This window comes from Ornithinimicrobium sp. INDO-MA30-4 (assembly GCF_021535045.1).
Taxonomy (GTDB): Bacteria; Actinomycetota; Actinomycetes; order Actinomycetales; family Dermatophilaceae; genus Ornithinicoccus.
The window spans coordinates 1,821,511-1,846,242 of sequence record NZ_CP091056.1; the positions used below are offsets into that span (position 1 = coordinate 1,821,511).

General features: G+C 62.0%; 29 protein-coding genes, 2 tRNA genes and 9 pseudogenes. 11 read left to right on the plus strand and 29 right to left on the minus strand.

Going from position 1 to position 24,732, the window contains the following annotated elements; translation table 11 throughout:
- Nucleotides 1-6: 6 nt before the first annotated feature.
- Together epsC and cysK are read right to left on the minus strand one after the other, a co-directional pair.
- The gene (epsC, locus tag L0A91_RS10775) at nt 7-597 is read right to left on the minus strand and encodes a serine O-acetyltransferase EpsC (protein ID WP_235244453.1); all 591 of its coding nucleotides are present in this window, start codon (nt 595-597) and stop codon (nt 7-9) included.
- A complete protein-coding gene (gene cysK / locus L0A91_RS10780) occupies nt 597-1,526 on the minus strand; it encodes a cysteine synthase A (protein WP_235244454.1) in 930 nt (309 codons plus the stop codon). The genes epsC and cysK overlap by 1 nt, the downstream gene beginning before the upstream one ends.
- Before the next feature lie 158 nt (nt 1,527-1,684).
- On the opposite strand from cysK, the pseudogene L0A91_RS10785 reads away from it, so the two are divergent.
- A pseudogene (locus L0A91_RS10785) lies at nt 1,685-3,892 on the plus strand ((Fe-S)-binding protein).
- On the opposite strand, the pseudogene L0A91_RS19920 reads toward L0A91_RS10785, so the two are convergent.
- From L0A91_RS19920 to L0A91_RS10815, 5 genes and pseudogenes are all read right to left on the minus strand, one after another.
- Nucleotides 3,850-4,883, minus strand: a pseudogene (locus L0A91_RS19920) (ABC transporter substrate-binding protein). The pseudogenes L0A91_RS10785 and L0A91_RS19920 sit on opposite strands and share 43 nt — an antisense overlap.
- 29 nt (nt 4,884-4,912) lie before the next feature.
- The gene (locus L0A91_RS10800; protein ID WP_235246602.1) at nt 4,913-5,293 is read right to left on the minus strand and encodes an ABC transporter permease; all 381 of its coding nucleotides are present in this window, start codon (nt 5,291-5,293) and stop codon (nt 4,913-4,915) included.
- Nucleotides 5,294-5,306: 13 nt separating this feature from the next.
- Complete coding sequence (locus L0A91_RS10805) at nt 5,307-5,597, minus strand: hypothetical protein (RefSeq protein WP_235244457.1); 291 nt, start codon at nt 5,595-5,597, stop codon at nt 5,307-5,309.
- On the minus strand, nt 5,594-6,238 hold the full coding sequence (locus L0A91_RS10810; RefSeq protein ID WP_235244458.1) for an ABC transporter permease: 645 nt from the start codon (nt 6,236-6,238) through the stop codon (nt 5,594-5,596). Before L0A91_RS10810 ends, L0A91_RS10805 begins: the two co-directional genes overlap by 4 nt.
- A complete protein-coding gene (locus L0A91_RS10815) occupies nt 6,235-7,335 on the minus strand; it encodes an ABC transporter ATP-binding protein (RefSeq protein WP_220121973.1) in 1,101 nt (366 codons plus the stop codon). Before L0A91_RS10815 ends, L0A91_RS10810 begins: the two co-directional genes overlap by 4 nt.
- 454 nt (nt 7,336-7,789) lie before the next feature.
- Between L0A91_RS10815 and L0A91_RS10820 the strand changes: the two genes are divergently transcribed.
- A complete protein-coding gene (locus L0A91_RS10820; protein ID WP_235244459.1) occupies nt 7,790-8,182 on the plus strand; it encodes a hypothetical protein in 393 nt (130 codons plus the stop codon).
- 7 nt (nt 8,183-8,189) lie between these two features.
- On the opposite strand, the pseudogene dcd reads toward L0A91_RS10820, so the two are convergent.
- Nucleotides 8,190-8,763: pseudogene (gene dcd / locus L0A91_RS10825) on the minus strand (dCTP deaminase).
- A 70-nt stretch (nt 8,764-8,833) separates the two neighbouring features.
- Here dcd and L0A91_RS10830 point away from each other — a divergent pair.
- Together L0A91_RS10830 and L0A91_RS10835 are read left to right on the plus strand one after the other, a co-directional pair.
- Nucleotides 8,834-8,907, plus strand: a tRNA-Gly gene (locus tag L0A91_RS10830).
- A 37-nt stretch (nt 8,908-8,944) separates the two neighbouring features.
- Nucleotides 8,945-9,015, plus strand: a tRNA-Gly gene (locus tag L0A91_RS10835).
- Between the two features lie 107 nt (nt 9,016-9,122).
- Here L0A91_RS10835 and L0A91_RS10840 read toward each other — a convergent pair.
- The 18 genes and pseudogenes from L0A91_RS10840 to L0A91_RS10915 all read right to left on the minus strand — a co-directional run bounded on the left by L0A91_RS10840 (nt 9,123) and on the right by L0A91_RS10915 (nt 21,286).
- Nucleotides 9,123-9,266, minus strand: coding sequence for a hypothetical protein (locus L0A91_RS10840; RefSeq protein ID WP_235244460.1), 144 nt, complete (start codon nt 9,264-9,266; stop codon nt 9,123-9,125).
- A complete protein-coding gene (locus L0A91_RS10845) occupies nt 9,209-9,418 on the minus strand; it encodes a hypothetical protein (RefSeq protein ID WP_235246689.1) in 210 nt (69 codons plus the stop codon). The genes L0A91_RS10840 and L0A91_RS10845 overlap by 58 nt, the downstream gene beginning before the upstream one ends.
- Nucleotides 9,376-9,909 (minus strand): DMT family transporter, encoded by a 534-nt coding sequence (locus L0A91_RS10850; RefSeq protein WP_235244461.1) that lies wholly within the window; start codon nt 9,907-9,909, stop codon nt 9,376-9,378. Before L0A91_RS10850 ends, L0A91_RS10845 begins: the two co-directional genes overlap by 43 nt.
- Before the next feature lie 115 nt (nt 9,910-10,024).
- Nucleotides 10,025-10,828, minus strand: a pseudogene (locus tag L0A91_RS17540) (aminotransferase class III-fold pyridoxal phosphate-dependent enzyme).
- A 47-nt stretch (nt 10,829-10,875) separates the two neighbouring features.
- Nucleotides 10,876-11,366: pseudogene (locus L0A91_RS17545) on the minus strand (aminotransferase class III-fold pyridoxal phosphate-dependent enzyme).
- 8 nt (nt 11,367-11,374) lie between these two features.
- Entirely contained in the window at nt 11,375-12,175 is an 801-nt protein-coding gene (locus L0A91_RS10860) for an SDR family NAD(P)-dependent oxidoreductase (protein WP_235244462.1), read from the minus strand.
- 67 nt (nt 12,176-12,242) lie between these two features.
- Entirely contained in the window at nt 12,243-13,142 is a 900-nt protein-coding gene (gene purU, locus L0A91_RS10865; RefSeq protein WP_235244463.1) for a formyltetrahydrofolate deformylase, read from the minus strand.
- 130 nt (nt 13,143-13,272) lie between these two features.
- Nucleotides 13,273-13,791: a P1 family peptidase gene (locus L0A91_RS17550; RefSeq protein ID WP_260115196.1), complete on the minus strand. Its 519-nt coding sequence runs from the start codon at nt 13,789-13,791 to the stop codon at nt 13,273-13,275.
- Between the two features lie 133 nt (nt 13,792-13,924).
- A pseudogene (locus L0A91_RS17555) lies at nt 13,925-14,332 on the minus strand (P1 family peptidase); the annotation flags it as partial.
- Nucleotides 14,244-15,097 (minus strand): annotated as a pseudogene (locus L0A91_RS10875) (M20 family metallopeptidase). The pseudogenes L0A91_RS10875 and L0A91_RS17555, both read right to left, overlap by 89 nt.
- Nucleotides 15,094-15,432 (minus strand): hypothetical protein, encoded by a 339-nt coding sequence (locus tag L0A91_RS10880; RefSeq protein ID WP_235244464.1) that lies wholly within the window; start codon nt 15,430-15,432, stop codon nt 15,094-15,096. The pseudogene L0A91_RS10875 and the gene L0A91_RS10880 overlap by 4 nt, the downstream one beginning before the upstream one ends.
- A gap of 42 nt (nt 15,433-15,474) precedes the next feature.
- The gene (locus tag L0A91_RS10885; RefSeq protein WP_235244465.1) at nt 15,475-16,005 is read right to left on the minus strand and encodes an NUDIX hydrolase; all 531 of its coding nucleotides are present in this window, start codon (nt 16,003-16,005) and stop codon (nt 15,475-15,477) included.
- The gene (locus L0A91_RS10890; RefSeq protein WP_235244466.1) at nt 15,998-16,864 is read right to left on the minus strand and encodes an ATP-binding cassette domain-containing protein; all 867 of its coding nucleotides are present in this window, start codon (nt 16,862-16,864) and stop codon (nt 15,998-16,000) included. Before L0A91_RS10890 ends, L0A91_RS10885 begins: the two co-directional genes overlap by 8 nt.
- Complete coding sequence (locus L0A91_RS10895) at nt 16,857-17,087, minus strand: oligopeptide/dipeptide ABC transporter ATP-binding protein (RefSeq protein ID WP_235246603.1); 231 nt, start codon at nt 17,085-17,087, stop codon at nt 16,857-16,859. Before L0A91_RS10895 ends, L0A91_RS10890 begins: the two co-directional genes overlap by 8 nt.
- A gap of 7 nt (nt 17,088-17,094) precedes the next feature.
- Nucleotides 17,095-17,901, minus strand: coding sequence for an ABC transporter ATP-binding protein (locus L0A91_RS10900; RefSeq protein WP_311197784.1), 807 nt, complete (start codon nt 17,899-17,901; stop codon nt 17,095-17,097).
- Nucleotides 17,867-18,719 (minus strand): annotated as a pseudogene (locus L0A91_RS10905) (ABC transporter permease). The gene L0A91_RS10900 and the pseudogene L0A91_RS10905 overlap by 35 nt, the downstream one beginning before the upstream one ends.
- The gene (locus tag L0A91_RS10910; RefSeq protein ID WP_235244467.1) at nt 18,716-19,666 is read right to left on the minus strand and encodes an ABC transporter permease; all 951 of its coding nucleotides are present in this window, start codon (nt 19,664-19,666) and stop codon (nt 18,716-18,718) included. Before L0A91_RS10910 ends, L0A91_RS10905 begins: the two are co-directional and overlap by 4 nt.
- Before the next feature lie 9 nt (nt 19,667-19,675).
- Entirely contained in the window at nt 19,676-21,286 is a 1,611-nt protein-coding gene (locus tag L0A91_RS10915) for an ABC transporter substrate-binding protein (RefSeq protein WP_235244468.1), read from the minus strand.
- Nucleotides 21,287-21,441: 155 nt separating this feature from the next.
- Between L0A91_RS10915 and L0A91_RS10920 the strand changes: the two genes are divergently transcribed.
- The 7 genes and pseudogenes from L0A91_RS10920 to L0A91_RS10945 all read left to right on the plus strand — a co-directional run bounded on the left by L0A91_RS10920 (nt 21,442) and on the right by L0A91_RS10945 (nt 22,980).
- Complete coding sequence (locus L0A91_RS10920; protein WP_235244469.1) at nt 21,442-21,660, plus strand: hypothetical protein; 219 nt, start codon at nt 21,442-21,444, stop codon at nt 21,658-21,660.
- Complete coding sequence (locus tag L0A91_RS10925; protein ID WP_235244470.1) at nt 21,618-21,929, plus strand: GNAT family N-acetyltransferase; 312 nt, start codon at nt 21,618-21,620, stop codon at nt 21,927-21,929. Before L0A91_RS10920 ends, L0A91_RS10925 begins: the two co-directional genes overlap by 43 nt.
- A 17-nt stretch (nt 21,930-21,946) precedes the next feature.
- The gene (locus L0A91_RS10930) at nt 21,947-22,162 is read left to right on the plus strand and encodes a glycerate kinase (protein WP_235244471.1); all 216 of its coding nucleotides are present in this window, start codon (nt 21,947-21,949) and stop codon (nt 22,160-22,162) included.
- Nucleotides 22,159-22,308, plus strand: a pseudogene (locus tag L0A91_RS19925) (glycerate kinase); the annotation flags it as partial. The gene L0A91_RS10930 and the pseudogene L0A91_RS19925, both read left to right, overlap by 4 nt.
- An 83-nt stretch (nt 22,309-22,391) precedes the next feature.
- Nucleotides 22,392-22,529, plus strand: a complete 138-nt coding sequence (locus L0A91_RS10935) for a glycerate kinase (protein ID WP_235244473.1) — start codon at nt 22,392-22,394, stop codon at nt 22,527-22,529.
- Nucleotides 22,530-22,537: 8 nt separating this feature from the next.
- Complete coding sequence (locus L0A91_RS10940; RefSeq protein ID WP_235246604.1) at nt 22,538-22,822, plus strand: glycerate kinase; 285 nt, start codon at nt 22,538-22,540, stop codon at nt 22,820-22,822.
- Nucleotides 22,819-22,980 (plus strand): hypothetical protein, encoded by a 162-nt coding sequence (locus L0A91_RS10945; RefSeq protein WP_235244474.1) that lies wholly within the window; start codon nt 22,819-22,821, stop codon nt 22,978-22,980. Before L0A91_RS10940 ends, L0A91_RS10945 begins: the two co-directional genes overlap by 4 nt.
- Here the strand turns inward: L0A91_RS10945 and L0A91_RS10950 are convergent.
- From L0A91_RS10950 to L0A91_RS19035, 3 genes are read right to left on the minus strand one after another with little or no spacing between them, the layout of a single operon-like run.
- Nucleotides 22,973-23,812 carry an ABC transporter permease gene (locus tag L0A91_RS10950; RefSeq protein WP_235244475.1) on the minus strand — a complete coding sequence of 280 codons (840 nt, stop codon included), beginning with the start codon at nt 23,810-23,812 and terminating at the stop codon, nt 22,973-22,975. The two genes, L0A91_RS10945 and L0A91_RS10950, sit on opposite strands and share 8 nt — an antisense overlap.
- Nucleotides 23,809-24,312 carry a hypothetical protein gene (locus L0A91_RS19030; protein ID WP_311197785.1) on the minus strand — a complete coding sequence of 168 codons (504 nt, stop codon included), beginning with the start codon at nt 24,310-24,312 and terminating at the stop codon, nt 23,809-23,811. Before L0A91_RS19030 ends, L0A91_RS10950 begins: the two co-directional genes overlap by 4 nt.
- Nucleotides 24,279-24,707: an ATP-binding cassette domain-containing protein gene (locus tag L0A91_RS19035; RefSeq protein WP_311197786.1), complete on the minus strand. Its 429-nt coding sequence runs from the start codon at nt 24,705-24,707 to the stop codon at nt 24,279-24,281. Before L0A91_RS19035 ends, L0A91_RS19030 begins: the two co-directional genes overlap by 34 nt.
- Nucleotides 24,708-24,732: the final 25 nt, after the last annotated feature.

A 24,732-nucleotide genomic window follows, 5' to 3' on the forward strand; every position in this document is an offset into this window, starting at 1 on the left:
GCGTGCTTAGATCCAGAGCGCAGGGTCGGCATACATCAGGTCTGCAGACTGCCGCTCATGAGGCACCCGCACTGTTGCTGGCACACCGACGGCCACAGCCAAGACCGGGACGTCCCTCACGACGACGGCGTTTGCGCCCACTTGAGCACCGGCTCCCACCGTCACCGGCCCTGGTATGCGAGCGCCAGCGCCGAGAACGGCCCCGTCTTCGATGGTCGGGTGCCGTTTGACCGGCTCCATTGACCGGCCTCCCAGCGTGACCCCGTGATACATCATCACGTCATCGCCAACTTCGGCGGTCGCACCGATGACCACGCCCATTCCGTGATCAATAAAGAGCCGCTTGCCGATCTTGGCTGCCGGGTGAATCTCTACCCCGGTCAGCGAGCGGGCCATTTGAGACACCAAACGCGCGGGCACCTTGCCAGCGTCGCTGCTGTGCCAGATGCGGTGCGCGACTCGATGCGCCCAGAGCGCGTGCAGCCCCGGCGAGGCCAGCGCCATCTCTAGCCTGCTGGTGCTCGCCGGGTCACGCGCCAACCCGGCATCGAGGTCTTCGCGGACTCCTTGAAGGAAGCCCCGCAGCGAAAACGGCATTAGTCAGTCAGGCCCTCAAAGAGAACAGTCGACAGGTAGCGCTCGCCGAAGTCGCAGACGATAACAACGATGGTCTTGCCAGCGTTTTCGGGGCGCTTGGCGATCTGCAGGGCACCCCACACGTTGGCGCCACTGGAGATGCCAGCCAGGATGCCTTCCTTGGTGGCCAGGTCGCGAGCGGTCGCGACGGAGTCTTCCAGGGTGACGTCGACGACCTCGTCGTAGAGGTCGGTGTCCAGGATTTCGGGGACGAAGTTGGCGCCCAAGCCCTGGATCTTGTGCGGCCCCGGTTGACCACCGTTGAGGATGGGGCTGTCGGCTGGCTCAACGACGACGAGGCCCACGTCGGACTTCTGTTCGCGCAGATAGCCGCCAGCGCCGGTGATGGTGCCACCGGTGCCGACGCCAGCGACGAAGATGTCGACGTTGCCTTCAGTGTCTTCCCAGATCTCGGGGCCGGTCGTGGCCCGGTGAGCGGCAATGTTGGCGGGGTTGGCGAACTGACGAGCGCGCACCGCACCCGTCTGCTCGGCAAGCTCATCAGCTTTGGCGACAGCGCCTTTCATGCCCTCTGGGCCGGGGGTTAGCACCAATTCCGCACCGTAGGCGCGCAAGAGGGCGCGACGCTCCAGGCTCATCGTCTCCGGCATGGCCAAGACGACCTTGTAGCCGCGGGCAGCACCAGCCATGGCCAACGCGATGCCGGTGTTGCCGGAGGTGCCCTCCACGATTGTCCCGCCGGGCTGCAAGTCTCCCGACTCCACCGCAGCGTCAATGATCGCGTTGCCAATCCGGTCCTTCACCGAGGCTGCCGGGTTTTGCGACTCCAGCTTCACCAGGACTTCAGCGTCGATGCCTTCGGTCATCCGGTTCAGTCGAACCAAGGGGGTCTTGCCAATCACCGACGTGATGTTGTCGTGGATAGCCACGGTTTCTCCTTGTGTGTTGGGTTCGCAGTACGGACGTGCCTCTCAGACGGTAATACGTTTCCCAAGTTCTTGTTATTCCGCAGGCTCAATCCAGACCGAGTGCGCCGCAGAAAGCACCTGGGCGAGCGGACCCTTGCCAGCCTCCGTAAGATTCAGGTATGACAGCAGCACAGATCGCCGCCATCGTCGTCGGCCTAGGTGTCACCGTGGTGGCCATCGCACTCTTCGTGCAGATGATCGCCGGTTTCCTAAAGCGCTTCCAGCTCGGCCAGCCCGCCCCTGGACGCACGGATGAGCCGGGTGCCCGAACGGTCACTCTGGTCCGTGAGGTTCTGGGCCACACCCGGATGGGCCGCAAGAGAGTCGTCGCGGTCGCCCACTGGGTCGTGATGATCTCCTTCGGTCTGCTCTTTTGACTCTGGTCAACGCCTACGGCCAGCTGTTCAGCCCGCGCTTTGACCTGTGGGGGTTGGCGCACTTCACCCCGTTGGCGTGGCTCTTTGAGCTCTTCGGCTGGGGCGCGATCATCGGCATTCTGGTGCTCATCGGGATCCGCCAGAAGGAGAGCCCCGCTCGGCCGGCCGCAAGAGTCGTTTCTATGGCTCGACCGCCTGGCAGGCCTACTTCGTGGAGGCTGTCATCCTCGGCGTTGGCATCGCCATCGTGGTGCTGCGCGCTTGAGTATGCGTTGGGCCAGGCTGAGGGCGAAGCGTGGGCTAGCGCCCTCAACTTCCCGCTCACAGCATGGCTCGGTTCGGTGATGAGCGGCATGTCCGTTGGGGCCCTCGAGACAGCCATCGTCGTCGTCGCTTTGGCCAAGATCCTCATCTCCATGGCTTGGATGATCACCATTGCGCTAACCCCCACCATGGGAGTTGCCTGGCACCGCTTCTTGGCGTTCTTCAACATCTGGTTCAAGCGCCACCCTGAGGGCCAGACCTCCTTGGCGCGGTGCAGCCCATCATGATCAAGGCCGAACCCATCGACTTTGAAGAAATTGAAGAGCTCGACGAGGACGCCGCCCTTGGCGTCGGCAAGGTTGAAGACTTCACCTGGAAGGGCCTGCTCGACTTTTCCACTTGCACAGAGTGTGGTCGCTGCCAGGAGCAGTGCCCGGCCTGGCACACCGAAAAGCCGCTGTCACCCAAGATGCTGGTCACCGCGCTGCGCAATCACCACCACGACAAGGCCCCGTGGCTGCTGGCTACCGAGGACCAGCGCACGGCCGCTGAAAGTGGCGACCACAGCGTGCTCACCGCAGAGGCGCTGGCCGCTGGCACGATTGACCTCGTCGGCGACGATGGCGCTGTCATTGACACCGACATTCTGTGGTCCTGCACCACCTGTGGCGCGTGCGTCGAGCAGTGCCCCGTCGATATCGAGCACGTCGACGCAATCGTTGACATGCGCCGCTATCAGACGCTGATCGAGTCGGCCTTCCCCAGCGAACTAGGTGGATTGTTCAAGAACCTCGAAAACAAGCAAAACCCGTGGGGTATGTCGGCACGCGCCCGTCTCGATTGGGCTAAGGATCTCGACTTCGACGTGCCAATGGTGGGCGGCGATGTCGAAGACCTCGCCGAGATGGACTACCTGTTTTGGGTTGGCTGTGCGGGCGCTTTCGAAGACCGTGCCAAAAGACCACGCGAGCTGTAGCTCAGTTGCTGCACATGGCTGACGTGAAGTTTGCAGTGCTCGGCGATGGTGAAACCTGCACCGGCGACCCAGCTCGCCGCGCCGGTAATGAGTTCCTGTTTCAGATGTTGGCCCAGCAGAACGTTGAGGTGCTTAACGAAGCGGGTGCGGCCAAGATCGTCGTCACGTGTGCACACTGTTTCAACACCATCAAGAACGAATACCCCCAGCTTGGTGGCAACTATGAGGTTTTGCACCACACCCAGTTGCTCAACCGACTGGTCCGCGAAAAGCGCCTGACCCCGGTGTCGCGTCCAGGCCAAACTCAACTGCAAAATCCGGCTTCCACGGCGGAGAGCGTGACCTATCACGACCCGTGCTACCTGGGCCGACACAACGGTGTCTATGCGCCTCCACGTGAACTGCTGGGAGCCTTGCCTGGTGTCGAGATGCGCGAGATGCCGCGCAACTCGGAGAAGGCGTTCTGCTGTGGTGCCGGTGGCGCACGCATGTGGATGGAAGAAAAGCTCGGCACCCGGATCAACGTCAACCGCACCGAAGAAGCGCTGGCTACTGGCGCCGATCGCATTGCCGTCGGCTGCCCGTTCTGCCGGGTGATGCTCTCGGACGGCTTGACTGAAAAGCAGTCCGCCGGTGCCCGCGAAGAAGTTGAGGTTGTCGACGTGGCTCAGATGCTGCTGGCAGCCGTGCAACCGCAAAAGCAGTCGTAGCCACTAAGCGACTCTCGCGGACAGCGAAACGGCCCGTCACCTCGTGGGAGGTGACTGGCCGCTTGCATTTGTTGAGTCGGATCAGCCGATCGAGTCGACGAACTCGCGAGCGACATCCTCAGGGCTTCGCCACCCACGACAACCTGAGCAAGCAACTCGGTCAGGATCGCCGTGTCGAGCTCAGCGGAGACGCCGTTAAGCGTCGTGGTGATCTCGTCGTTGACAGCATCCGTAGTGATCAACGGGACGATGTTCTGAGCGACGAACAGCGCGTCCGGGTCATCCAGGACCACGAAGTCGTTCTCTGAGATCGAGGGGTCCGTGGAGAAGATGTTCGCGACATCGATCTGGCCATTGGCCAGGGACTGTGCCGTCAGGTTCGAGCCAGCAGCCAGCGGACGGAAGGCCGAGAACTCGAGGCCGTACACCTCGTTGAGGCCAGGAACGCCGGTGAAGCGCTCTTCAAACTCGGGCGGTCCGCCCAAGACCAATTCGCCAGCAACTGGCTCGAGGTCGCCAATGGCGGTGAGGTCGTACTCGAAGCAGTCTCAGCTGTGACAACAATCGAGTCTTTGTCTTCAGCAGCAGACGGCTCGAGAACGGTGAGGTTCTCGGGCAGCGCGTCCTGCAACTCGGCGTAGACGCCATCGGGATCGGTGGCCTCGGCATCGGCGTTCAAGTAGAGCGTCAGGGCGCCGGTGTACTCGGGAATCATGTCGATCGAGCCATCGTCCAACCCAGCAATGTAGGTCTCGCGCTGGCCGATGTTGCCGCGGGTTTCCACGTCAACGCCTGCGTCGCTGAGAGCTGCAGCGTAGATTTCCATCAGCAAAACGTTCTCGGGGAAGCTTGCTGAGCCGATGGTGATGGTGTCGGAGCTGCTGCTGCCCGACTCTTCGCCAGAGTCGTCGAGCGGGTCACTGTCTCCACCGCACGCGCTCAGCGTGAGGCCGGCAGCCAGAGTGGCAGCAAGGATAGATGTGCGCTTCATGAGGGGTCCTTCCGAGGAACGGATCGGGACTAGGCGGTCTTCGTCAGTCCGGGTGACACGACGAAACGTTGGACTAAGCCAAACACGAAATCGACTAAAAGGGCTAGTGCCGCCACGAGAAGTGCGCCACCAGCCATTTCGTCATAGTCGCGAGTCGCTTGTCCGTCGATCAAGAATCGCCCCAAACCACCCAGCCCAACAACGGCTGCGATGGTGGCAGTGGCAATGATCTGGAGCATGGCTGAACGCATGCCCGAGAACATCAGAGGTAGTGCGTTGGGGACCTCGACTTGCCAAAGCACCTGGCTGCCGGTCATGCCCATGCCTTTGGCTGCGTCGCGGGCCGCTGGATCCACTTCAGCGATGCCGGCGTAGACACCAGACAAGATGGGTGGGATGGCCAAGATCACCAAGACAATCAGGCTAGGCAGCGCAAAGGGCGAGCTCGCCGCGCAATCGGGGCAGCAGCAACAACACGGCGATGAACAGCACGCCAAGGCTGGGGATGGCTCGAAAGCCACCGGCGATGCTCACCGCAACAACGCGGCCGCGGCCTGTGTGGCCGATGTAGAGCCCCATCGGCACGGCGATCAGCGCCGCGCAGACCAAAGCAATGAGCGAATATTCGAGGTGGGTGAGCGTTTGCGAGATAATCCCGCGATCGCCTTCCCAGTTTGCCGGGTTGGACAGCCAGTCAAAGACAGAGGAGATCATGAGCCACTCCTGCTGGTCTGCCACGGGGTGAGGGCTTTGCTGACGCTAAGAATGATGGCGTCAAATAGCGTGGCCAGGATCAGGCAGGCGACGACACCGATGAGGATTGGCCCCATCGCGTTGCGATTAAATCCGGCAGTGAACAGGATCCCGAGTTGCGAGACGCCGACCAGGGCGGCGACCGAGACGATCGACACATTGCTCACTGCAGCAACCCGCATACCGGCGGCAATCACTGGCACACCGAGAGGCAGGTCAACGGCAAAGAGCCTGCGCAGCGGCGAATAACCCATGGCTGTTGCAGCTTGTTTGACGTGATCGGGGACCGATTGCAGCGCGTCGGCCACGGTGCGGGTCAACAGCGCGATCGTGTAGACCGTCATCGCGACGAGGACGTTGAGTGGGTCAAGGATCTGGGTGCCAAGGATGCCGGGCAAAATAATGAAGAGGGCTAGCGAGGGGATGGTGTACATCAAGCCAGTCGCAGCCAGCAGCGGGCCATAGAGCCACTTGCGCTGCACGGCGAGCCATCCCAGCGGGATCGCCAGCAGCAAGCCCACGATTAGCGGGACGCCTGCCAAATAGATGTGATCGAGGGTCAACTCGATGAGCTCGCCGAGGTCAACCCCCCACAACTTCATTCGCTATCCCCCGCGATGGTGTCACCCGAGGGTCGTGGCGCCTTCCTGATGATCTGCAGCACCTCTTGTGGGCGAAGCGTGCCAACGAGTCGACCTTCGTTGACCACGACGCCTCGACCGCTGGGGGAAGAGAGCGCGGCGTCCAAGAATCCACGCAGGGAGCCGTGCTCTTCGGCGAGCGTGCCACCTAGTTGCAGGTCCGACTGACTGATGGGGCCCTCGACTGCATCGCGCTCAACCCAACCGATGGGATGGCGATTTGCGTCAACGACGATTGACCATTCTTCGTCAGGCAAAGGTCGGTCGCCCAGCTCGACTGGTTGAGCTGGATAAATCGGCACCTCCGCGCGTTGAAAACTCAAGGCGCGGTATCCACGGTCGCGGCCCACGAACCCAGCCACGAAGTCATCGTTGGGGTGAGCCAACAGGTCATCGGGCGAGGAAAACTGGGCCAGCGTGCCACCTTCGCGCAACACGGCGATCCGGTGCCCTAGTTTGATGGCTTCGTCAATGTCGTGGGTGACCATGACGATCGTGGTGCCCAGCCGCTCTTGCAGGCTTAAAAACTCGTCTTGCAGCACCTCGCGGACGACTGGGTCGATAGCGCTAAAGGGCTCATCCATCAACATCACTGTGGGGTCCCCGGCGAGAGCACGGGCCACACCAACCCGCTGCTGTTGACCGCCCGAGAGTTGACCTGGGTAGCGCTTGGCGAAGTCGCCGCCTAGTCCCACAAGCTCGAGGACCTCCATCGCACGATCTTTGGCGCGCTTCTTGTCCCACTTCAAAAGGTTGGGGACGGTCTGCACGTTGGAGAGCACAGTGCGGTGCGGAAAGAGGCCCGCGTGCTGAATGACGTAGCCGATGCTGCGGCGCAACTCAGCCGGCTTCAGGCTGGACGCGTCCTTGCCGTCGACGAAGATCTTGCCCTCGGTCGGCTCGATCATTCGGTTGATCATCCGCAGAGATGTGGTCTTGCCACAGCCCGACGGCCCCACCAGAACCGTGATTTTCCCCTCTGGTGCTTCAAAGCTGAGGTTGTCGACGGCAACCGTGCCATCTGCATACCTCTTGGTCACGCCTTCGAGCCTGATCATGTGGCCAACCCTATAGTGCGCCACCGACACACCTCTCGCCGGCCCAATGAATCTCCCCGAAAGCATCGACCAAGGATTGCAACTCCGCTAGTTTATGATTGTTTACTCATTCGCGTTTGTTCATGGCCACCGTGATTTCTTCGGCCTCTACCAATCGCCGCTAGAGCCTCTTCTTGATTTGCTAAGCGAGACAAGGCATCCCGAAGCGAGGACCCCCGTCTCCTCTCTCCGCCGTGAGCATGCCCCCTTCGCCAAAAGACCCCCTTGTGGCCCCAACCCCAGCAGACTCCCCTCGTCGCACCCTGGTCCTCGGTGCCGCTTGGAGCATTCCCGTGCCCCCGTCTCCAGGGTCGCGCCTGTCATGGCTGCGTCAGGCAGTGGCCCGAGCGGATCGCTAGGAGACGCATGCAAATTGCCTGGAAATTCATGCGGCACCGTATTCAAGAAGGGCTACGTGTTTGAAGCGTTCGTCACGAACACCACCGGGCAAACAATTTGTCTTTACAACACTGTTAGTTATCCAGTCACCGTTACCGATAATTCCCCGACGCTCAACCTCGCCTTCGAGGCAGCGGCCGCCAACGGCGTTTTCTATCCATTCCCCATTGAGCTCGCACCCGGCGGGAGCGTGACTCTGGTCCTTATCGCTGGCGAAAACTCCAAAAGCGCCAACATCAGTGGCGTCTTAGTTACCGTTGGTCTGCCGTGGGACCACACAGTGGATCCGGCCGGTGATGATGACACCCTCTCAGGGGCGCACTCCCCGCTCATCGTCGCCAAGACCTACAACTCCGCCCCACCGATCAACGGAGGGTCATGCAACGTGACCATTCCACCCGACTGCTAGCGGGCGCTCAGATTCTGGTCTGAAAGAAGTTGGTATGCGATCGGCTCGCCGTCGGTCCGCGCTGCCCTTGGTAGTGCGAACCCTTCTCGGCCGAGCCGTACGGGTGATCGCTGGGCGAAGACAATTGAAAAGCACAACTGCCCAATCTTCATCCCTGGGTACAGCCGGATCGGCAGCGTCGCGACATTGCTCAATTCCAAAGTGACGTGCCCCGTAAAGCCAGGATCCACGAACCCGGCCGTGGCGTGCGTCAACAGACCGAGTCGGCCCAAGGAAGACTTGCCCTCCACTCGAGCGGCAACATCGTCCGGGAGCGTGACCTCTTCATAGGTCGAGCCCAAGACAAACTCGCCAGGATGCAAGATGAAGGTGTCGTCGGACTCAACCTCAACAAGGCGAGTCAGGTCTGGCTGGTCAGCTGCCGGGTCGATCAAGCCGTATTTGTGGTTGTCGAACAGACGGAAGTAGCGATCCAGTCGAATGTCGACGCTCGAGGGTTGCACCATTGAGGGCTCCCACGGGTCGAGGCTGACTCGACCAGCGTTGATTTGGGCATGAATGTCGCGATCAGAGAGCAGCACAGACCCACACTATCGGGTCGCCGGTTGTGCTGAATGGCCACGAATCGGCTATTGTCTTGGTGCAGCAGTCGCAGGCGTAGTTCAGTGGTAGAACGCCAACGTTCCACGTTGGATACGGGAGTTCGATTCTTTCCGCCTGCTCCACGATGACCCGGTCTCGAAGCACGTCATTCGAGCGCCTGCGGGCGTAGTTCAATGGTAGAACATCAGCTTCCCAAGCTGAATACGCGAGTTCGATTCTCGTCGCCCGCTCTCTCGCCTGATTCAGGCATCACACTGGCAAACTCCCGTCGCGGGCATCGCCAGCCAACATTTCGCGCTCCGACTGACGAAACCACTGGCCACGGCCCTGCATCGCTTCAAGCTGGCGGGGGCACCTTGGCGAAGCGCCCCATTTGGCCAATTCGCAGCACGACAACTCCCGCGATAATCATCCCCACTGCCATCACGTCCAACAACCCAATCGGCTCACCGACCAGCAGCGCACCAATGGCCAATGCCACCACTGGGGGATATAGGTGGCACTAGAAGCGGTGATCGCGCCGAGTTTGTCGACGATGTAGTAGTAGAAGATGTAGGCCACGCCTGTTCCCAACAAACCAAGGCCCAGGATCAGCGACCACAACGCACGGGGATCCTGCCCCAGCGCAGCCATCCCCTCGGTGCTCGTGACCAGAGCCAAAAGCCCAAGCCCAACGCCATTTGGTATGTCGTGAGCGCGGCGGGGGCGATCTTCAACGGGACAAGAAACTTCTTCGCGTAGACGAATGACACTCCGACCGACAGCGATCCGGCCATCATGTAGCCGACGCCGACGAGGTCGATCGAGGTGCTGGTGTCCCAAGGCCGCGCGACCAGCACAACCCCGGCAAAACCAAGGACGACGCCAAACACCCGCACCGGGTTGATCGACTCATCCTTCAAAAACACTACGGCCGCGACAAAGCTAAACAGCGGGATGGCACCGCTGAGAGCACCGGCAATCCCCGACTCCAACAGCGAAGTGCCAGCCGCGAACGCATACAAATAGATAGCCGTCGCTAGCAGCGACATCACCACAAAGTGATGGATGTGCTTGACGTGCCTCAGTTTGATCGCCTTTGTCATCGCCGCATAAATGACGACCGGCACGAGCCCAAACAGCACCCGCAAAAGGCAATCTGACCAGGATCAATGGCCTCAGCGGCCCACTTCATAAAGATGAAGTTGCTGCCCCACACAAACCCCAGGCCCAGAAAAACAATAATCGGCAGATGACGCACTAGGGCAGGCTACCGAGCGCTCGATCCAACGCCGCAACTCCCTGCCGGACCTCATCAGCGGTGATCACTAGCGGCGGCACCATGTGCAAGCGGTTAGCCACCATGAAGGGCCACATGCCTTGCTCCTTACAGGCCTGCACGAGCGCCCCCATCGCCGCGGCATCCCACGGCGTCTTGGCTTCCACATCGCTGACGAACTCAACAGCCCACATCAGACCCACACCACGCACCTCACCCATGCACGTATGGCGCTGCGCCAACTCAGCTAAGGCTGGCCCGAGCACGTTTTCCCCGACATCACGGGCATGCTCCACGACCCCATCGCGCCGCATGATGTCAATCGCCGCCACGGCCGTGGCGCAGGCTAACGGGTGCCCGGAATAGGTGAGGCCACCAGGAAAGGGTGTGCGCATACGTGTCGGCAATGGCATCGGTCATGATCACCCCGCCGAGCGGGACATACCGGAGTTCACGCCCTTGGCGAAGACAATCAGGTCCGGCTCCACGTCGAAGCGCTGGAAGCCAAACCACGAACCGCAGCGGCCAAAGCCAGCCATCACCTCGTCAACGATCAACATGATGCCGTGCTCGTCGCACAACTCCCGCAGACCGGGCCAAAAACCGGGCGGCGGCACCAGCACACCGTTGGTGCCAACGACTGATTCCATGATGATCGCTGCGATTCGATCGGGGCCTTCCACCTCGATCGTTCGCCGAATATTGCGTAGCGAACGCTGGGCCTCCTGCTCCTGCGTAGCCGATTCAAACTCACTGCGATACAGATACGGCCCCCAAAAATGCACGACCCCCGGAGCCCCTGGCTCAACGGCCAAGCGGCGGGCCTCACCTGTCAGCGTCTGCGAGAGCGCCCTGCCCCGTGATAACTGCGGTAAGCCGCAAGCACCTTGGGCCGCCCGGTACGGCCACGGGCCAACTTCACGGCGTTTTCAACCGCGTCCTGACCACCATTGGTGAAGAAGACCTTGTTCATCCCCTCGGGTGCCAGGCCGGCGATCGCCTCGGCAGCCTTGGCCCGCGACTCTGAGCCATCGCCGGTGAGACCATCGCCAAGCCATCGGCGGCTTCTTTGAGTGCCACCGTCAGGTCGGGGTGTTGATATCCGAGGTTGACGTTGACCAGCTGCGAGGAAAAGTCGAGCCACTCATGGCCCGCGTGATCCCACAGCCACGCACCTTGACCACCAGCCAGCGGAGTCGGATTCACTTCCGCTTGCGCCGACCATGACTGAAACACGTGCTTCTTCGTGAGCGCACGGATCTCAGCATCGCGCTCTGTGCCGTCGAGTTGCGCGTCTTCAGGTGCCACACCGTGACTTGTCATGTCACTCCTCAGTTCGCCGGGGTAGGTGGGGTGAAGCGGCCATCAATAGCGGTCCACCCGCCATCGACCACGATCTGACTGCCGGTGACGAAACTCGCCGCATCACTGGCCAGATAGGTCACCGCACCAACAATTTCGCTCGGCTGCGCCCACCGGGCCAGCGCACTCTTATTGGCGTATGCCTGTTGCCACGCCTCATCGCTTTGGATCGGCTTTGTCAGCGGGGTGTCCACCACTCCGGGGGCTACTGAGTTAAACCGGACGCCCTGCGGCCCAAGCTCAGCGGCAAAGGTGCGGATCAGTTGCAACAAGCCAGCCTTGGTTGCTGCATAGCCACCCTGACCCGGCTCAACAGTCACCGAGCGGATAGAGCCCAAAACGATGAAGGAGCCCACACCTCGTGACGCCATCCGCGGCGCAAAGGCTCGGGCAACGTTAAAGGTGCCACCAAGGTTGATATCGATGACCGAAGCGAACTCATCCGCCGAGTAGTCCAACAGACGCTTGCGCACATTGCGGGCGGCTGTGAGCACCACGATGTCCACATCATGAGCGTGCTCTGCGGCCTGCGCCAGGCTGTCCGGATCAGTGACATCGACGACGCCTGCCTCGTGCTCAGGAGCCGCTTGAAAACTAGCCTGCTCCCGGGCATACACCAGGGCAGACTCTGCGACACTTTGCTGCTGATCAAGGCAGGTGACCCGGGCACCTTGCGCCGCCAACCCAGCCACGACTTCCGCGCCGATGCCACCGCAGCCGATCACGACCGCGTGTTTGCCATCCAGCCGGAACATATTCGCGTAGTCCACCAGGGCAATCCTTCACCAGGCGCACCCTGCTCAGGCGGTGCGCAGTGAGATCAACCTACCCTCAGGATCAGTCAAAAACGATGGTGCGATGTCCGCGCAGGATGATCCGCTGCTCAGCGTGCCAGCGAACGGCCCGCGACAACGCTGCCGCCTCTTGCTCTTGGCCCACGCGCGACAGGTCTGCCGGAGACATCCGGTGGTCAACGCGCCGGAAATCCTGCTCAATGATCGGCCCCTCGTCGAGATCTGCCGTCACATAGTGAGCCGTGGCCCCAATCACTTTCACGCCGCGGTCGTGTGCCTGGGTGTAGGGCTTTGCACCCTTAAAGCTGGGCAGCAGTGAGTGGTGGATATTGATGATGCGCCCCGAATAGTCAGAGCACATCTGCTCCGAGAGCACCTGCATGTAGCGAGCAAGGATGATCGTCTCGGCACCGCTTCGCTCGACCACCTTGCGCAATTTGGCTTCCGCCTCGGGCTTGGTGTCCTTCGTGACGGGGATGTGGTGGAAGTCCACGCCGTGCCACTGGGCGAGCGAACGGAAATCTTCGTGGTTCGACACGATCGCGGCAATTTCGATCCCCAGTTGGCCGGTCCGCACCCGAAAGAGCAGGTCGTTAAGACAATGCCCCATTTTGGAGACCATGATGACGACACGGTGTGGCACGGCTAGGTCACGGACATCCCAGTGCATCGAATACTCAGTGGCCACCGGCTCAAAGGCTGCCTGCAAATCTGCCATCGACAGCGCCGATTCGCCTGCTCGACGCAAGTGCATGCGCAGGTGGAACTCCCCCGCCACATCATCGCCAAACTGCTGGCTATCAACGATCGTCAAGTCTTGGGCGAGCATGGCGCCGGAGACAGCGTGCACGATTCCGACCTGGTCGGGGCACGAAACGGTCAGCACAAACTCGCGCCCAGTGGGCCGGTTGCTGGGGACATGGTCGGTCACGGAAGCAGTCATATCGCGACCAGCATATCTGGGCTGAGCTACCCCTTGAGCCCGCTCGCAAAGGCGTCGCGATAGCCGCGCCAGGTGCCATCTGTGGTCGTGACCGAGGTCGCCGCCAACATGGCTCGCACGATTGCGCGAGTCACCACTCCCCTGAAGCCAGGAGCATTTCGTGGAAGGCCTCGGCGCTGGGTTCGTCGCGCTTGCCGGTGGCCAACCCAAAGAGCGTGTCACCGTCATACATCGTGTGGATAGGGTTGATCGCTCGCGCCATCCCGTCGTGACCACTGCCCGCTAGTCGTGCGGCTTGCGCTTTAGTCAGCGTTGCATCGGTGGCGACGACCCCAATAGTTGTCGCCAGGGTGCGCGGGACTGCGCTCGTCGGATTTGCCCGCGCAGCGGCGACCGCCTGCTCCACTTCCTCTTTGTTGGGCCTGCCCAACTCAACGCCGTCGGGCAGCCCGAGTCCGTCAAGGTCGCCAGGCAACAAATGGCGGGCACCCCACAACTCTCCGGTATGCGGGATGACCGGTGATCCGACCGCGTTCACCACCACGAGGGCGGCCAACGTCGACCCATCGCTCAACGTGACACTGGCCGAGCCAACACCACCCTTCAACCCGCCAGCCTGTGCTCCCGTGCCTGCGCCAACAGAGCCCAATAAGGGGTTTCAGTCGTCGCCGCTGCACTTGCCTTGGCACCAACTCCGCATCCGGCAGCGAAGCAAAATCGCCACCACGACCCAGATCAAAGATGACCGCGGCCGGGACAATCGGCACCACATTACCTTCTGGCCCCACCGGCATCCCGACGCCAGCACGGTGCCGCTCACGCATCACGCCATCGGCGGCCGCCAAGCCAAATGCGCTACCGCCGGAGAGGACGACGGCGTGCGCCCGTTGCACCAAGTTCTTTGGGTCAAGGGCATCAGTCTCGCGGGTGCCTGGCCCGCCGCCACGCACATCGACTCCTGCCACTGCACCGTCGTCGCCAGCGAGGATGACCGTCGTGCCGGTCAACCAGCCTTCGTCGGTCCGCTCGTATTGGCCAACGCTCAGTCCATCGACATCGACAAGTGAATTAGTGGGGCCTGAAATCATGCCGAACCTCGAATCATGCCGAACCTCCATGCAAATAGCGATGGGCGGCGTGTGCGTAGACCTGTGCGCAGGTGACGATCTGTGACACCTCGACCATTTCATTGGCCTGGTGGGCGATCCACTTGCCACCGGGGCCATAAACGACGGTCGGGATGCCCGCGTGAGCGGTCAATATCGTGCCGTCGGTAGCGCCCGGCACGCCGCCATACACAGCCGGCTGACCCGTCACGTCCTCGTGTGCCGAGGCGAGCGCCTGAATCATCGGATCACTGGTCGGGGTGTCCACAGCAGACCGGTTATCAACAACTTGCACCGCGGCCTTGACGCCTGCATCAGCACCCGTCACCGCAGCCAGATCGCTCAATCGCTGGATCAACGCCTCATGCTCAACGCCGGGGACCGTGCGGATATCGAAGCAGGCCAACGCCTGCCCGGGGATCACATTGATCTGGTCAGCGTCGCCAGCACGCATCACCGTTGGGGTCAGATAGACGAAACCAAGATGCTCGTGCTCGCCAAACTCGGCCTGCAACTGCGCTTCCACTCCGGCCACCGCGCTCACATAGTCAGCGACCACCGGTAGCGGGTTGCGCGCATGCTGCGGCATCGCGCCATGTGCCATCGCCCCAGTGAAGGTCACTGCAAGGCGAATCGCGCCCTTGGAGACCGCGCAGATCTCACCTTCTTCGGGCTCGCAGCAGATGGCGCCATCGACTGATCCGGCCAACTCGGTCGCTGCAAAATGCTTGGCCCCGAGCATCAAGCCCTCCTCATCCACCAGAGCGGCCACCACAAGCCGCCCCGGAAAGGCCCAGCGTCGACTAGCGCCTTCGCGGCATAGAGCATGGCGGCGACACCAGACTTCATGTCGGCCGACCCACGCCCACGCAGCCAACCATCAACGACGTCGCCCGCATAGGGTCGAAGGACCAGTCGCCACGGTCGCCTTCAGTGACGACGTCGGTGTGCCCCTCCAACATCAACGTACGCCCGGGGCCTGCGCCACCTTCAAGGACCGCGACCACGTTGGGCCGACCCGGCGCAACGTCGTCAATCACTGGGTCCCAGCCAAACGTCCGCATTTGCTCCGCCACTCGGTCTGCGACCTGTTGCTCTGCGGTGCCTGCGCCCGGGTCATTCACCGAGCGGATCCGCACCAACTCAGCCGTGAAGTCGACAGCGCCATCGGTGTCTACCTGCATACTCACCTCACTGGTTTTGCGCGTCGAGGTCGGGGAAGCGGGCTACCAAATGCCGCGTAGCCCGTCGTCGGCAATGTCCAGCGCTTCACCCCAGCTAAACCAGCGGACTTCCTGCGACTCCCCCTGCGGCGGGTTGGGGTCGGCCGTGCCCGCGTCCAGCACATAGCGCAGGTCCAAGTGGGTATGTCCTCGTCCGCCTTCGTGCACATCCACATGCGCCAGCACTGGCGAGCCCTGGCTATCGACCTCAGCAAACTCCGACTCCAGCCCGGTTTCCTCAGCCGTTTCTCGCAGTGCGGCATCCCAGGGCGTTTCATCGGCATCAATGTGCCCGCCTGGCTGCAGCCAGATCCCCAGCCGCCGGTGCTTGTGCAAGAGCACCCCGCGAGGGCCGATCACCAGCGCAGACCCGGTGAAGTGGATGGGCCCAGACTCCTCGCTAAAGGGAGAATCGAGCAGGTCCCACTCGGCAAAAATCCGATCGAGGCTGACGCGCTCGCGCTCATCGACCGGCACCCGGTCCGTGAGTTGGGTGAAAACGGCCTCTGCCAGCCAGCCTGGGTCTTCAATCACGATTCTCGCCTCCTGCTTGTTGATTAACCTCATCGGCCAAAGCTGCCGCGGTCCGGCCGCTCAGGGCCGCGCTCAGCGTCGGGATCGCAGCGATCAACTGCTTGGTGTATGCGTGTTGTGGGTCAGCAAAAAGCGCCTCGGTGGCGGCGACCTCGACAAACTCCCCGCGTCGCATGACGGCAACTCGGTCACAGACATGGCGAACAACCGACAGGTCATGGCTGACAAAAATCAGGGTGAGGTCGAAGCCTTCAACGACATCATCGATCAAGTTGAGCACCTGAGCGCGCACCGAGACATCTAGTGCGCTGACGGGTTCATCGGCCACCAAGATTTTGGGCTGCGGAGCGAGGGCTCGTGCCACCGAGATGCGCTGACGCTGCCCGCCTGAAAATTGGTGTGGATAGCGGTCGATGGCGTCTTTGGGCAGCCCGACCGCTTCGAGCAAGGTGACTACGCGCTCTTCTCGCTCGTCTGCGGCACTCATTCCGGCGGCAACTAGCGGCTCGGCAATGATGTCGCGCACCCGCATTCGTGGGTCTAGCGAGCTCATCGGGTCCTGAAAAACCAACTGCATGGTCTCGCGCAGCCACTTCAGTTGGCGTGAGCTTTGCCCATCGACGCGTCTGCCCTGCACTTCAATCTGCCCGGACGTTGGCTGGTCTAGACCACTCAGCAGTCGGAGCAAAGTCGACTTACCTGAGCCGGACTCACCAACGATGCCGAGACGCTCACCTGGCGCCACCTCGAGATCAACACCACCGACCGCGCGGACGACTGGCGGCGGCGTGCGCAGCGAGGTTCTGGGCCGTCGAAACTCACGACGCACATCGGTCAGTTTGAGGATGGGCTCAGTCATCGCGTGGCCCCTGCACACGAGCCGAGTCGGCGCCAAGCGGGTGCACGCAGGCATACCCGGCGCCATCGCCGCGCTCATGCCAGGTCGGCACTTCGGTGCAGGTCTCGGTGGCCGCCTCGCAGCGATTGCGGAAGACACAACCATCAGGGAAATATCCTGCTCCCGGCACGGACCCGGCAATAGTTGGCAGCGAACGCCGTTCTCGGCGACTGCCGTCAGGCATGCTCAGGTCAGAAGCTGCCAACAGGCCCTGCGTGGTGGTGTCGGGGCTCGGTGAAGACTCCGGTCACCGGCCCAGCCTCGACGATGCGCCCGCCGTACATCACCACTACTCGCTCGCAGACGGTCGCGACGACGGCTAGGTCGTGGGTGATAAACAACAGCGCCGCATCCCGCTCTTCGACTTGCCGGACGATCAGGTCGAGCACTAGCGCCTGCACAGTGACGTCCAAAGCGGTGGTCGGCTCATCACAAATCAGCAGGTCCGGGCTATTGGCTAAGGCGATAGCCGCGACCACCCGTTGACGCTGGCCGCCGGAAAGCTGGTGCGGATAGGAGCGCGCGACGTTGGCCGGATCAGGCAGGCCCACGCTGTCCAGCAACTCCACCGCTCGTGATTTTGCTGCGGCCTTACTCGGCTCGGTGCCGTGGATGCGCATGACTTCAGCGACCTGCGCACCGACCCGCATCGTTGGGTTGAGCGCAGTCATCGGCTCTTGAAAGATCATCGCCATTTCCGAGCCGCGGATCTTGGCCATCTCTCGCTCAGAGCGCTCCAGCAGGTTGCCTTCGCCCCCGTTGCCCAGCTCGACCGAGCCGGTTGCCCGCACCCCATCGCTGAGCAGCCCCATCACGGCCAAGGCAGTTAAAGATTTGCCGGACCCGGACTCGCCAATCAAGCCAACGCGCTCGCCGGAGTCAATGGTGAAACTGACATCGGCCAGCAGGGTGTGCTGGTCGTTGCTACCCCTAGACCTTGGACGCTGAGCACCGGCACACTCATCAGCGGTCCTCCAACTTCGGGTCGAGATAGTCACGCAAGCCATCACCCAGCAGGTTGAAGCCCAGGACTGACCAAGCAATCGCGATGCCGGGGATCACCACGAGGTGCGGCGCCGAGCGCAGCGTCGATTGCGCTTCATAGAGCATCCGGCCCCACGACGGTTGACCCGTCGGTGTGCCGAGCCCCAATAGGCCAGGGCAGCTTCCGCCAAAATGGCGATCGCAAAGGCCACCGAGGCCTGCACAATCACCAGGCTGGCCACATTCGGCAAGACGTGCCGCACCGCAATAGCGACTGGCCCACGACCAGCGGCCCGCGCGGCAGTCACATATTCAGTGCGCAGCACGCCGAGCGCGCTGGCCCTGGTCACCCGGGCAAACGACGGAATGGTCGCGATGCCGATCGCGACCATGGCGACTGGGTGGATCCGCCGTAAATCGCGGCAAACATAATGGCCAACAGCAGCGCGGGGAAGGCCAGCAAGATGTCGTTGCTCCGCATAATCAATTGGCCAAACCAGCCCGGCGACATCGCCGCCAGGATGCCCAACGGCACACCGATCAGGGCTGCAACCCCCACGGCGACGATGCCCACGAGCAAGGTCGTGCGGGCCCCTAGCAAGATTTGAGTGAAGACATCACGTCGCAGGCGGTCAGTGCCCAACCAAAACTCCGTGTTGGGCCGTTGATAGGCCTCAGTGCTCAGCACTCGCATCGGCGCCTGCGGCGTCCACACCAGCGAGACCGCAGCCATCGCCACAATGACGCCCACTAAAACCGCCCCGACAATCAAGGTGGCATTGATCGGACGGCGCCGAGAACGAGTGATCTCCTGCTCAATAGGTTGTGTCATCGGGCACCAGTCTTTAACCGCGGGTCAATCATCAAATAGAGGGCATCCACGATGAAGTTGATCACCAAAACCGCCACGACCAGCACCATCACGATGCTCTGCACGGTTAACAGTTCACGGTCGGAAACCGAGTCGAGCAGCAACGAACCCAACCCGGGGATGACAAAGACCCGTTCAATGACGACCGCGCCAACAAGCAGAGTTGCCAATTGCAGGCCCATCACGGTGACGACCGGGATCGCGGCATTGCGCGATCCGTGCCGCCACAAGGCCTGCATCGGTGTCAACCCCTTCGCCCGAGCGGTCCGCAAATAGTCTTCACGCAACACATCCAACACCGCGGATCGGACATACCTGGCCAGGACCGAGCCCTGCACCAGGGCTAGCGAGATCGTTGGCAGCACGACTGACTTGGCAAAAAGCACTGGGTCTTCAGCGGGTGCGACCCACCCGCCGGAAGGCACCCAGCGCAGCCGAACGGCGAAGATCGAGATCAGGACAATGCCGGCCAAGAAGGCCGGGATGGCCACGCCAATCTGCGAGGCCGCGGTCAGGACAACCCCATCGGCATGCCGATGCCGCACCGCCATCCAGACGCCGAGCGGGATCGCGATCGCAACAGCAAGCGCCATCGCTAGCCCGACCAGCCACAAGGTGATCAGCAATCGATCGGCGATCTGCGGGCCGATCGCCGCCTTTGAGATGTATTCGATGCCGGGGTCGAGCGTCAGCATCCCGATCGCCCACTCCCAGTACTGCACCGGCAATGGCCGATCCAGACCAAACTGAGTGGTCATGCGCTCAACGGCGCCCTCGCTGGCATTGAGCCCGAGGGCGACGCGGGCGGGGTTGCCAGGCAAAACCTGCATGAAGGCAAATACCACCAGCGAACTGGCCACGACACTCGCGACCAGCACGCCGAAGCGTCGGACCAGCGACAGGATCACGTCAGGTCGTCACTCGCTGCGCGCCAGGTTCGACAACTCAAGCGATTCACCGATCAGGTTGGTCGGGACACCGGTGATGCCAGGCTCGGCCACCATCAAGTTGGGCAGCAAGAACAAGAACTCAGCGGCAGCATCCTCAGAGACCATCGTTGCTGCTTCTTGCATTGCTGCGGTCTGCTCTTCGACGGTGCCTCGGTCGGCGCGCTCCAGGATCTCTTGCAACTCGGGCGTGCCGTAAGCGGTGTAGTAGTCGGGGTTGCCAAAGACGTTGCCCAGGTCGCGAGGCTCGACGTGCGAGACGATCGACATGTCGTAGTCCTGTGCAGTGAAGACCGTCTCAACCCAGGCTGCTGGGAACTCCAACTCATCGACGGTGACGTTGAAGCCAGCGTCTTCGAGCATGGACTCAACGACGGTGCCGCACGCCACCGCATACGGCAGCGAAGGCAGCCGCAAAGCGACGTCAACACCAGTGGCGTCAGCGTCTTCAAGCAGGGCGGCTGCCCGCTCGGTGTCGAACTCATAGTCGCCCGTGCGGTCCTCATACCAAGGGTCTGTGGGTGGGACCATCGAGCCAATAAGCTCGCCTCGCCCGGCCCAGCAGGTGTCCATCAACGCTTGGTTATCGATGGCGTAGCGGGCTGCCTGGCGCACGCGCAGGTCATCAAACGGGGCCCGGCCATTGTTAAACGACAGCACAATCTCGCCGTTGGTGGTGCCCTCAATGATCTGGAAGTCGTCGCCTTCAAACTCGGCTAGCGATTCGGGTGCCTGGACCGTGCCGATCAGGTCAATGGAGCCGGTCAGCATCGCGTTGTTCACCGCGTTGCCGTCGTTGAAATAGCGCAGCGTCACTTCGTTGAAGTAAGGCTCTTCGCCCCAGTAGTCATCGTTGCGATTGAGCACGATCTCGTTGCCGCGGTCCCAACTATCAAAGACAAACGGGCCGGTGCCGATGGCTTCTTCGGCCAGATTGTCGGTCCCGTTTTCGTCAAACATTGCGCCGATGCGTGTTGTCATCGAATACAGCCAGGCGTTGCTCGGTTCGCTCAGCGTCACCGTCAACTCATGATCACCGGTGGCCTCTGCCGACTCCACCACGTCCATCTGCGACTTGAGCGAAATGGTCCAGTCATCTGACTTCACTTGGTTGATTGAAAACACTGCGTCTGCGGCGGTGAAGTCTTCCCCGTTGCTGAACGTCACGCCTTGCTGCAATTGGAAGGTGTAGGCCAGACCGTCATCGCTGACCTCGTATGACTCGGCGAGCGCGGGCAAGATATTGCCCTCTTGGTCAAGGGTCACCAAGGTCTCGTAGACGTTGTCCAACAGCGCCTGCGGGATGGCGGCGCCGTCCACTGTGGTGAAGTCCAGGCTGGCTGGCTCGGCAAAGAGGCCGACGGTGAGTGCGTCCGAGCCGCTGCCGCCGGTGGCCGAACCGCCATCGGTGCTCGCTCCGGCGTTGCATGCGGTCAGGAGAAATGCCCCGGTGAGCGCGAGTCCCATGGTGGTCTTCATCCGCTTCATGCCCATCAGTCTGCCTGCCTTCTTTGCTGAATGAGTGTGCCCTGCCTGCTCAGGGTATGCGGTCGTGTCGGTGCGTGACCATATGCTCGCCATATGTGGACTTCCGAAGGCAAGCCTCCTGAGTTGATTGAGTTCGCTTTGCCGGGCAATGCTCAGCCACACCGACTTGAGCGTTCAACACTCGAGGACGTCGCCGCAGTGGCGGGGGCAGTCCAGTCATCGCTGCCCGAGCTGGAGCCCTTCATGGATTGGGTGCAAGGGACTATGCCGAGTCGGATGCTTTGGTGTTCCTGCAGTTGTCGGAGGACTGGTGGGAGTCCGACAAGGAGTACAACTGGAGCATCCGCACCCCCGACGGCGCCATTGTCGGTATGTGTGGGCTGATGCGTCGCCAAGGTGAAGGCAGCTTGAGGTCGGCTATTGGTTGCGCACCGACGCCACCGGCCAAGGCATCGCGACAGCCGTGACGAAATCTCTGGTCGAGGTAGCGCTGATGGAGCCCAGCGTGCAGTCGGTGTTCCTGCTGCACGCTGAAAACAACCCCGGGTCAGGCAGGATCGCCGAAAAAGTTGGCTTCACCGAGATTGGCCAACAGATCCGGCCAGCTGTTGATCGAGACCGCCTGACCCATGTCTGGGCGATCGGTGACCTTGAGTTTCGCCCGGCCGACCTTGGCGAGGTTGCCAACACGAATAGCCAAACCTCGAGCGGAAACGGCCGAGCCCGGACGGGCTGACCAAGTACGGTGCCAGTATGTCGATGAAGACACCGAGCACTGTTTTGGCCGCACCGGACAAGTTCCGAGGCTCGCTGACGGGCCCAGAAGTAGCCGAAGCAATAGCGGCTGGCGCCCAAGAAGCCCACTGGTCCACGGTGTTGATGCCCCTAGCCGATGGCGGCGAGGGGCTCGTCGAAGCCCTCGGTGGCGCGACGCATACCAGCGAAGTGACTGGGCCCAAGGAGCGATGATCACTGCCGATTGGCGCTTGGGTGATGACGGGGTCGCCGTGATCGAGTCAGCAGCAGCATCCGGTTTGGCCCTGGCTGGTGGAGCCAGTGGCAACGACCCATTGGCCGCCACCAGCACCGGGACCGGCCAACTCATCGTCGACGCAGTTCGGGGTGGGGCACGCAAAATCATTGTCGGACTGGGCGGATCGGCGATGACCGATGGGGCTTTGGTGCGGTCACCGCGGTCTTGGAAGGGCTGGGGCAAACACCCCGCGAGGCGGGCGTTGAGGTCATCGCCGCCTGCGATGTCAGCACCGCCTTCACTGACGCCGCCGCAATCTTTGGCCCGCAAAAGGAGCCAGCGCGCAGGACGTCGTCACGCTGACCACCCGGCTGACCGAACTCCAAGACCACTACGCCCGCGAGTATGGCGTGCGGTTAACCGACGCGCCCGGCGCCGGTGCCGCAGGAGGACTGGGCGGTGGCCTGCTGGCGCTCGGCGCAACTCTGCAACCAGGCTTTGCCCTGGTCGCCGAACACCTCAACTTGGCTGCCGCGATTGAAGGGGCTGACCTCGTCGTGACCGGCGAAGGCGCTCTCGACCTGGAGAGTTTCAACGGCAAAGTGGTCGGCGAGGTCATCGCGTTGGCTCGAGCCGCAGTAAGCCCGTCCTCGTGATCGCCGGAATCATCAAGGATCACCCGACCGCCGCTCAGCAGGACGGCGTGACCTGCGTTGACCTCACGGCACGATTTGGCCCCGCCACCTCTTGGCACCGAACCGCCGAAGCGGTGGGCCAAGTGGTGACGGGGCACTTGAGCGAGTTGGCTACTTAACTTCGCGCTTCATCGAGCGCCAGAAGCCAATCGCGATCGGGATGACGATCCAGATGACGGAGGAGACGGCGATCTTTTGCCATTCTTCGCTCGTCGGCTCCATCCCCATGATCAGCGGCAAGATCGCAGAGTTGACGTCGATCCAGCTCATGAAGGTGGCCAGCGAGGTGATCAAGAAACCCACCAGGGTTAACAGCGTGGGCAGGATGAAGTAGGACACGATCGCCACCGGCGCGTTCATCAGCACAAGACCGAAGGCCGAGCCCAGCAGCATGCTGATCGCCATGGCGGCAAAGAAGCCAAGGACCATCCAGTTGTTGATCTCGAAGTTGGCGTCGACACCGTTGACCATTGACCCCACCCACGACATCGGCGCGGCCAGCAAGAAGATGAAGGTCAACAGGCCCATACCGATCACGAAACTACTGATGATCTTGGCCCAAATGACCCGAGCCCGGCGGGGTTCCAGCGCGAACGTCGTCATCGCCGTCTTCGCTGACCATTCAGAGGTGGCCGCCAAGATCGCAATGATCGGGATCAGCGCCAGGAGCGGCTGACTGGTGTTGTTGAAGAAGGTCATCCAGGTCCAGCTTTCAGCTGGGTCAATGCCAGTCTCCACAAAGATCGTCACGGCCATCACGATGGCTGCGATGGCGGCAACCGCGATCAGCAACCACTGACCAGACCGGGTGTCGAGTTGCTTGCGGAACTCGACACCAAGCAAGGAGGTAAACGGGATGGACTTGATGGGCCCCAAGTCGCTCTGCTTGAGCTCGACTGCTGCCTCGCGGCCTGCCTCGACGGGTGTTCCGGTGCTGGTCTGGGTGCTCATGCTGCGGCCTCCGTGCGGGCGTTGCTTGCGGTCAAGTTCAGGAACATTTCTTCCAAGCCCTGGTTATCACCGGGGCGCAATTCAGAGAGAACGACGCGGTTGTTGGCTGCCAAGACGCCAACGTCGGTCGGCTCTGCCTCCACGTGCAGGCCACCATCGCCAGCGACAGTGAAAGCCAAACCTGCCGAAGTGAGCGCCTCGGTGAGGACATCACTGTTGGGGGTTTTCCCAACGGTGCCGTTCGGTCGCAGCAACTCTTCCTTGGTGCCTCGGGCGACGATCTCGCCATTGCCGATCACCAGAATGTCGTCGGCGATCCGCTCGATCTCATTCAGCAAGTGCGACGAGAGCAACACGGTGCCGCCCTGGTCGGCATAACTGCCGAGCAGCGAGCGCATCCAGCGAATACCGGCCGGGTCCAACCCGTTGGCCGGCTCATCCAAGATGAGGACCCGCGGGTCGCCCATCAGTGCGTTGGCCAAACCAAGGCGCTGGCGCATACCCAGGAGTAGTTGCCCAAGCGGCGCTTACCCTCCTTTTGGGTCAGGCCCACGACATCCATCATGTGATCGACGCGCTTGGCCGGCAGGCCCATTGTCTTGGCACTGATCATCAGCACCTCGCGGCCAGTGCGGCCGTTGTGTTGGGCCGAGGCATCCAGCAGCACACCAACGTGGCGGCCGGGGTTAACCAACTCTTTGAAGGGCTTGCCCAGCACGGTGGCGGTGCCCGAGGTGGCCGGGGTGAGGCCAGTCAGGACACGCATCGTGGTGGACTTGCCAGCGCCGTTCGGCCCGAGGAACCCGGTCACGCGACCCGGCTCAGCCGTAAAGCTCACATTGTTGACTGCGGTGAAGTCGCCATAGCGGCGAACCAGGTTCTGTGTGGTGATCATGGATTAACCATCTCTGGTCAATGGG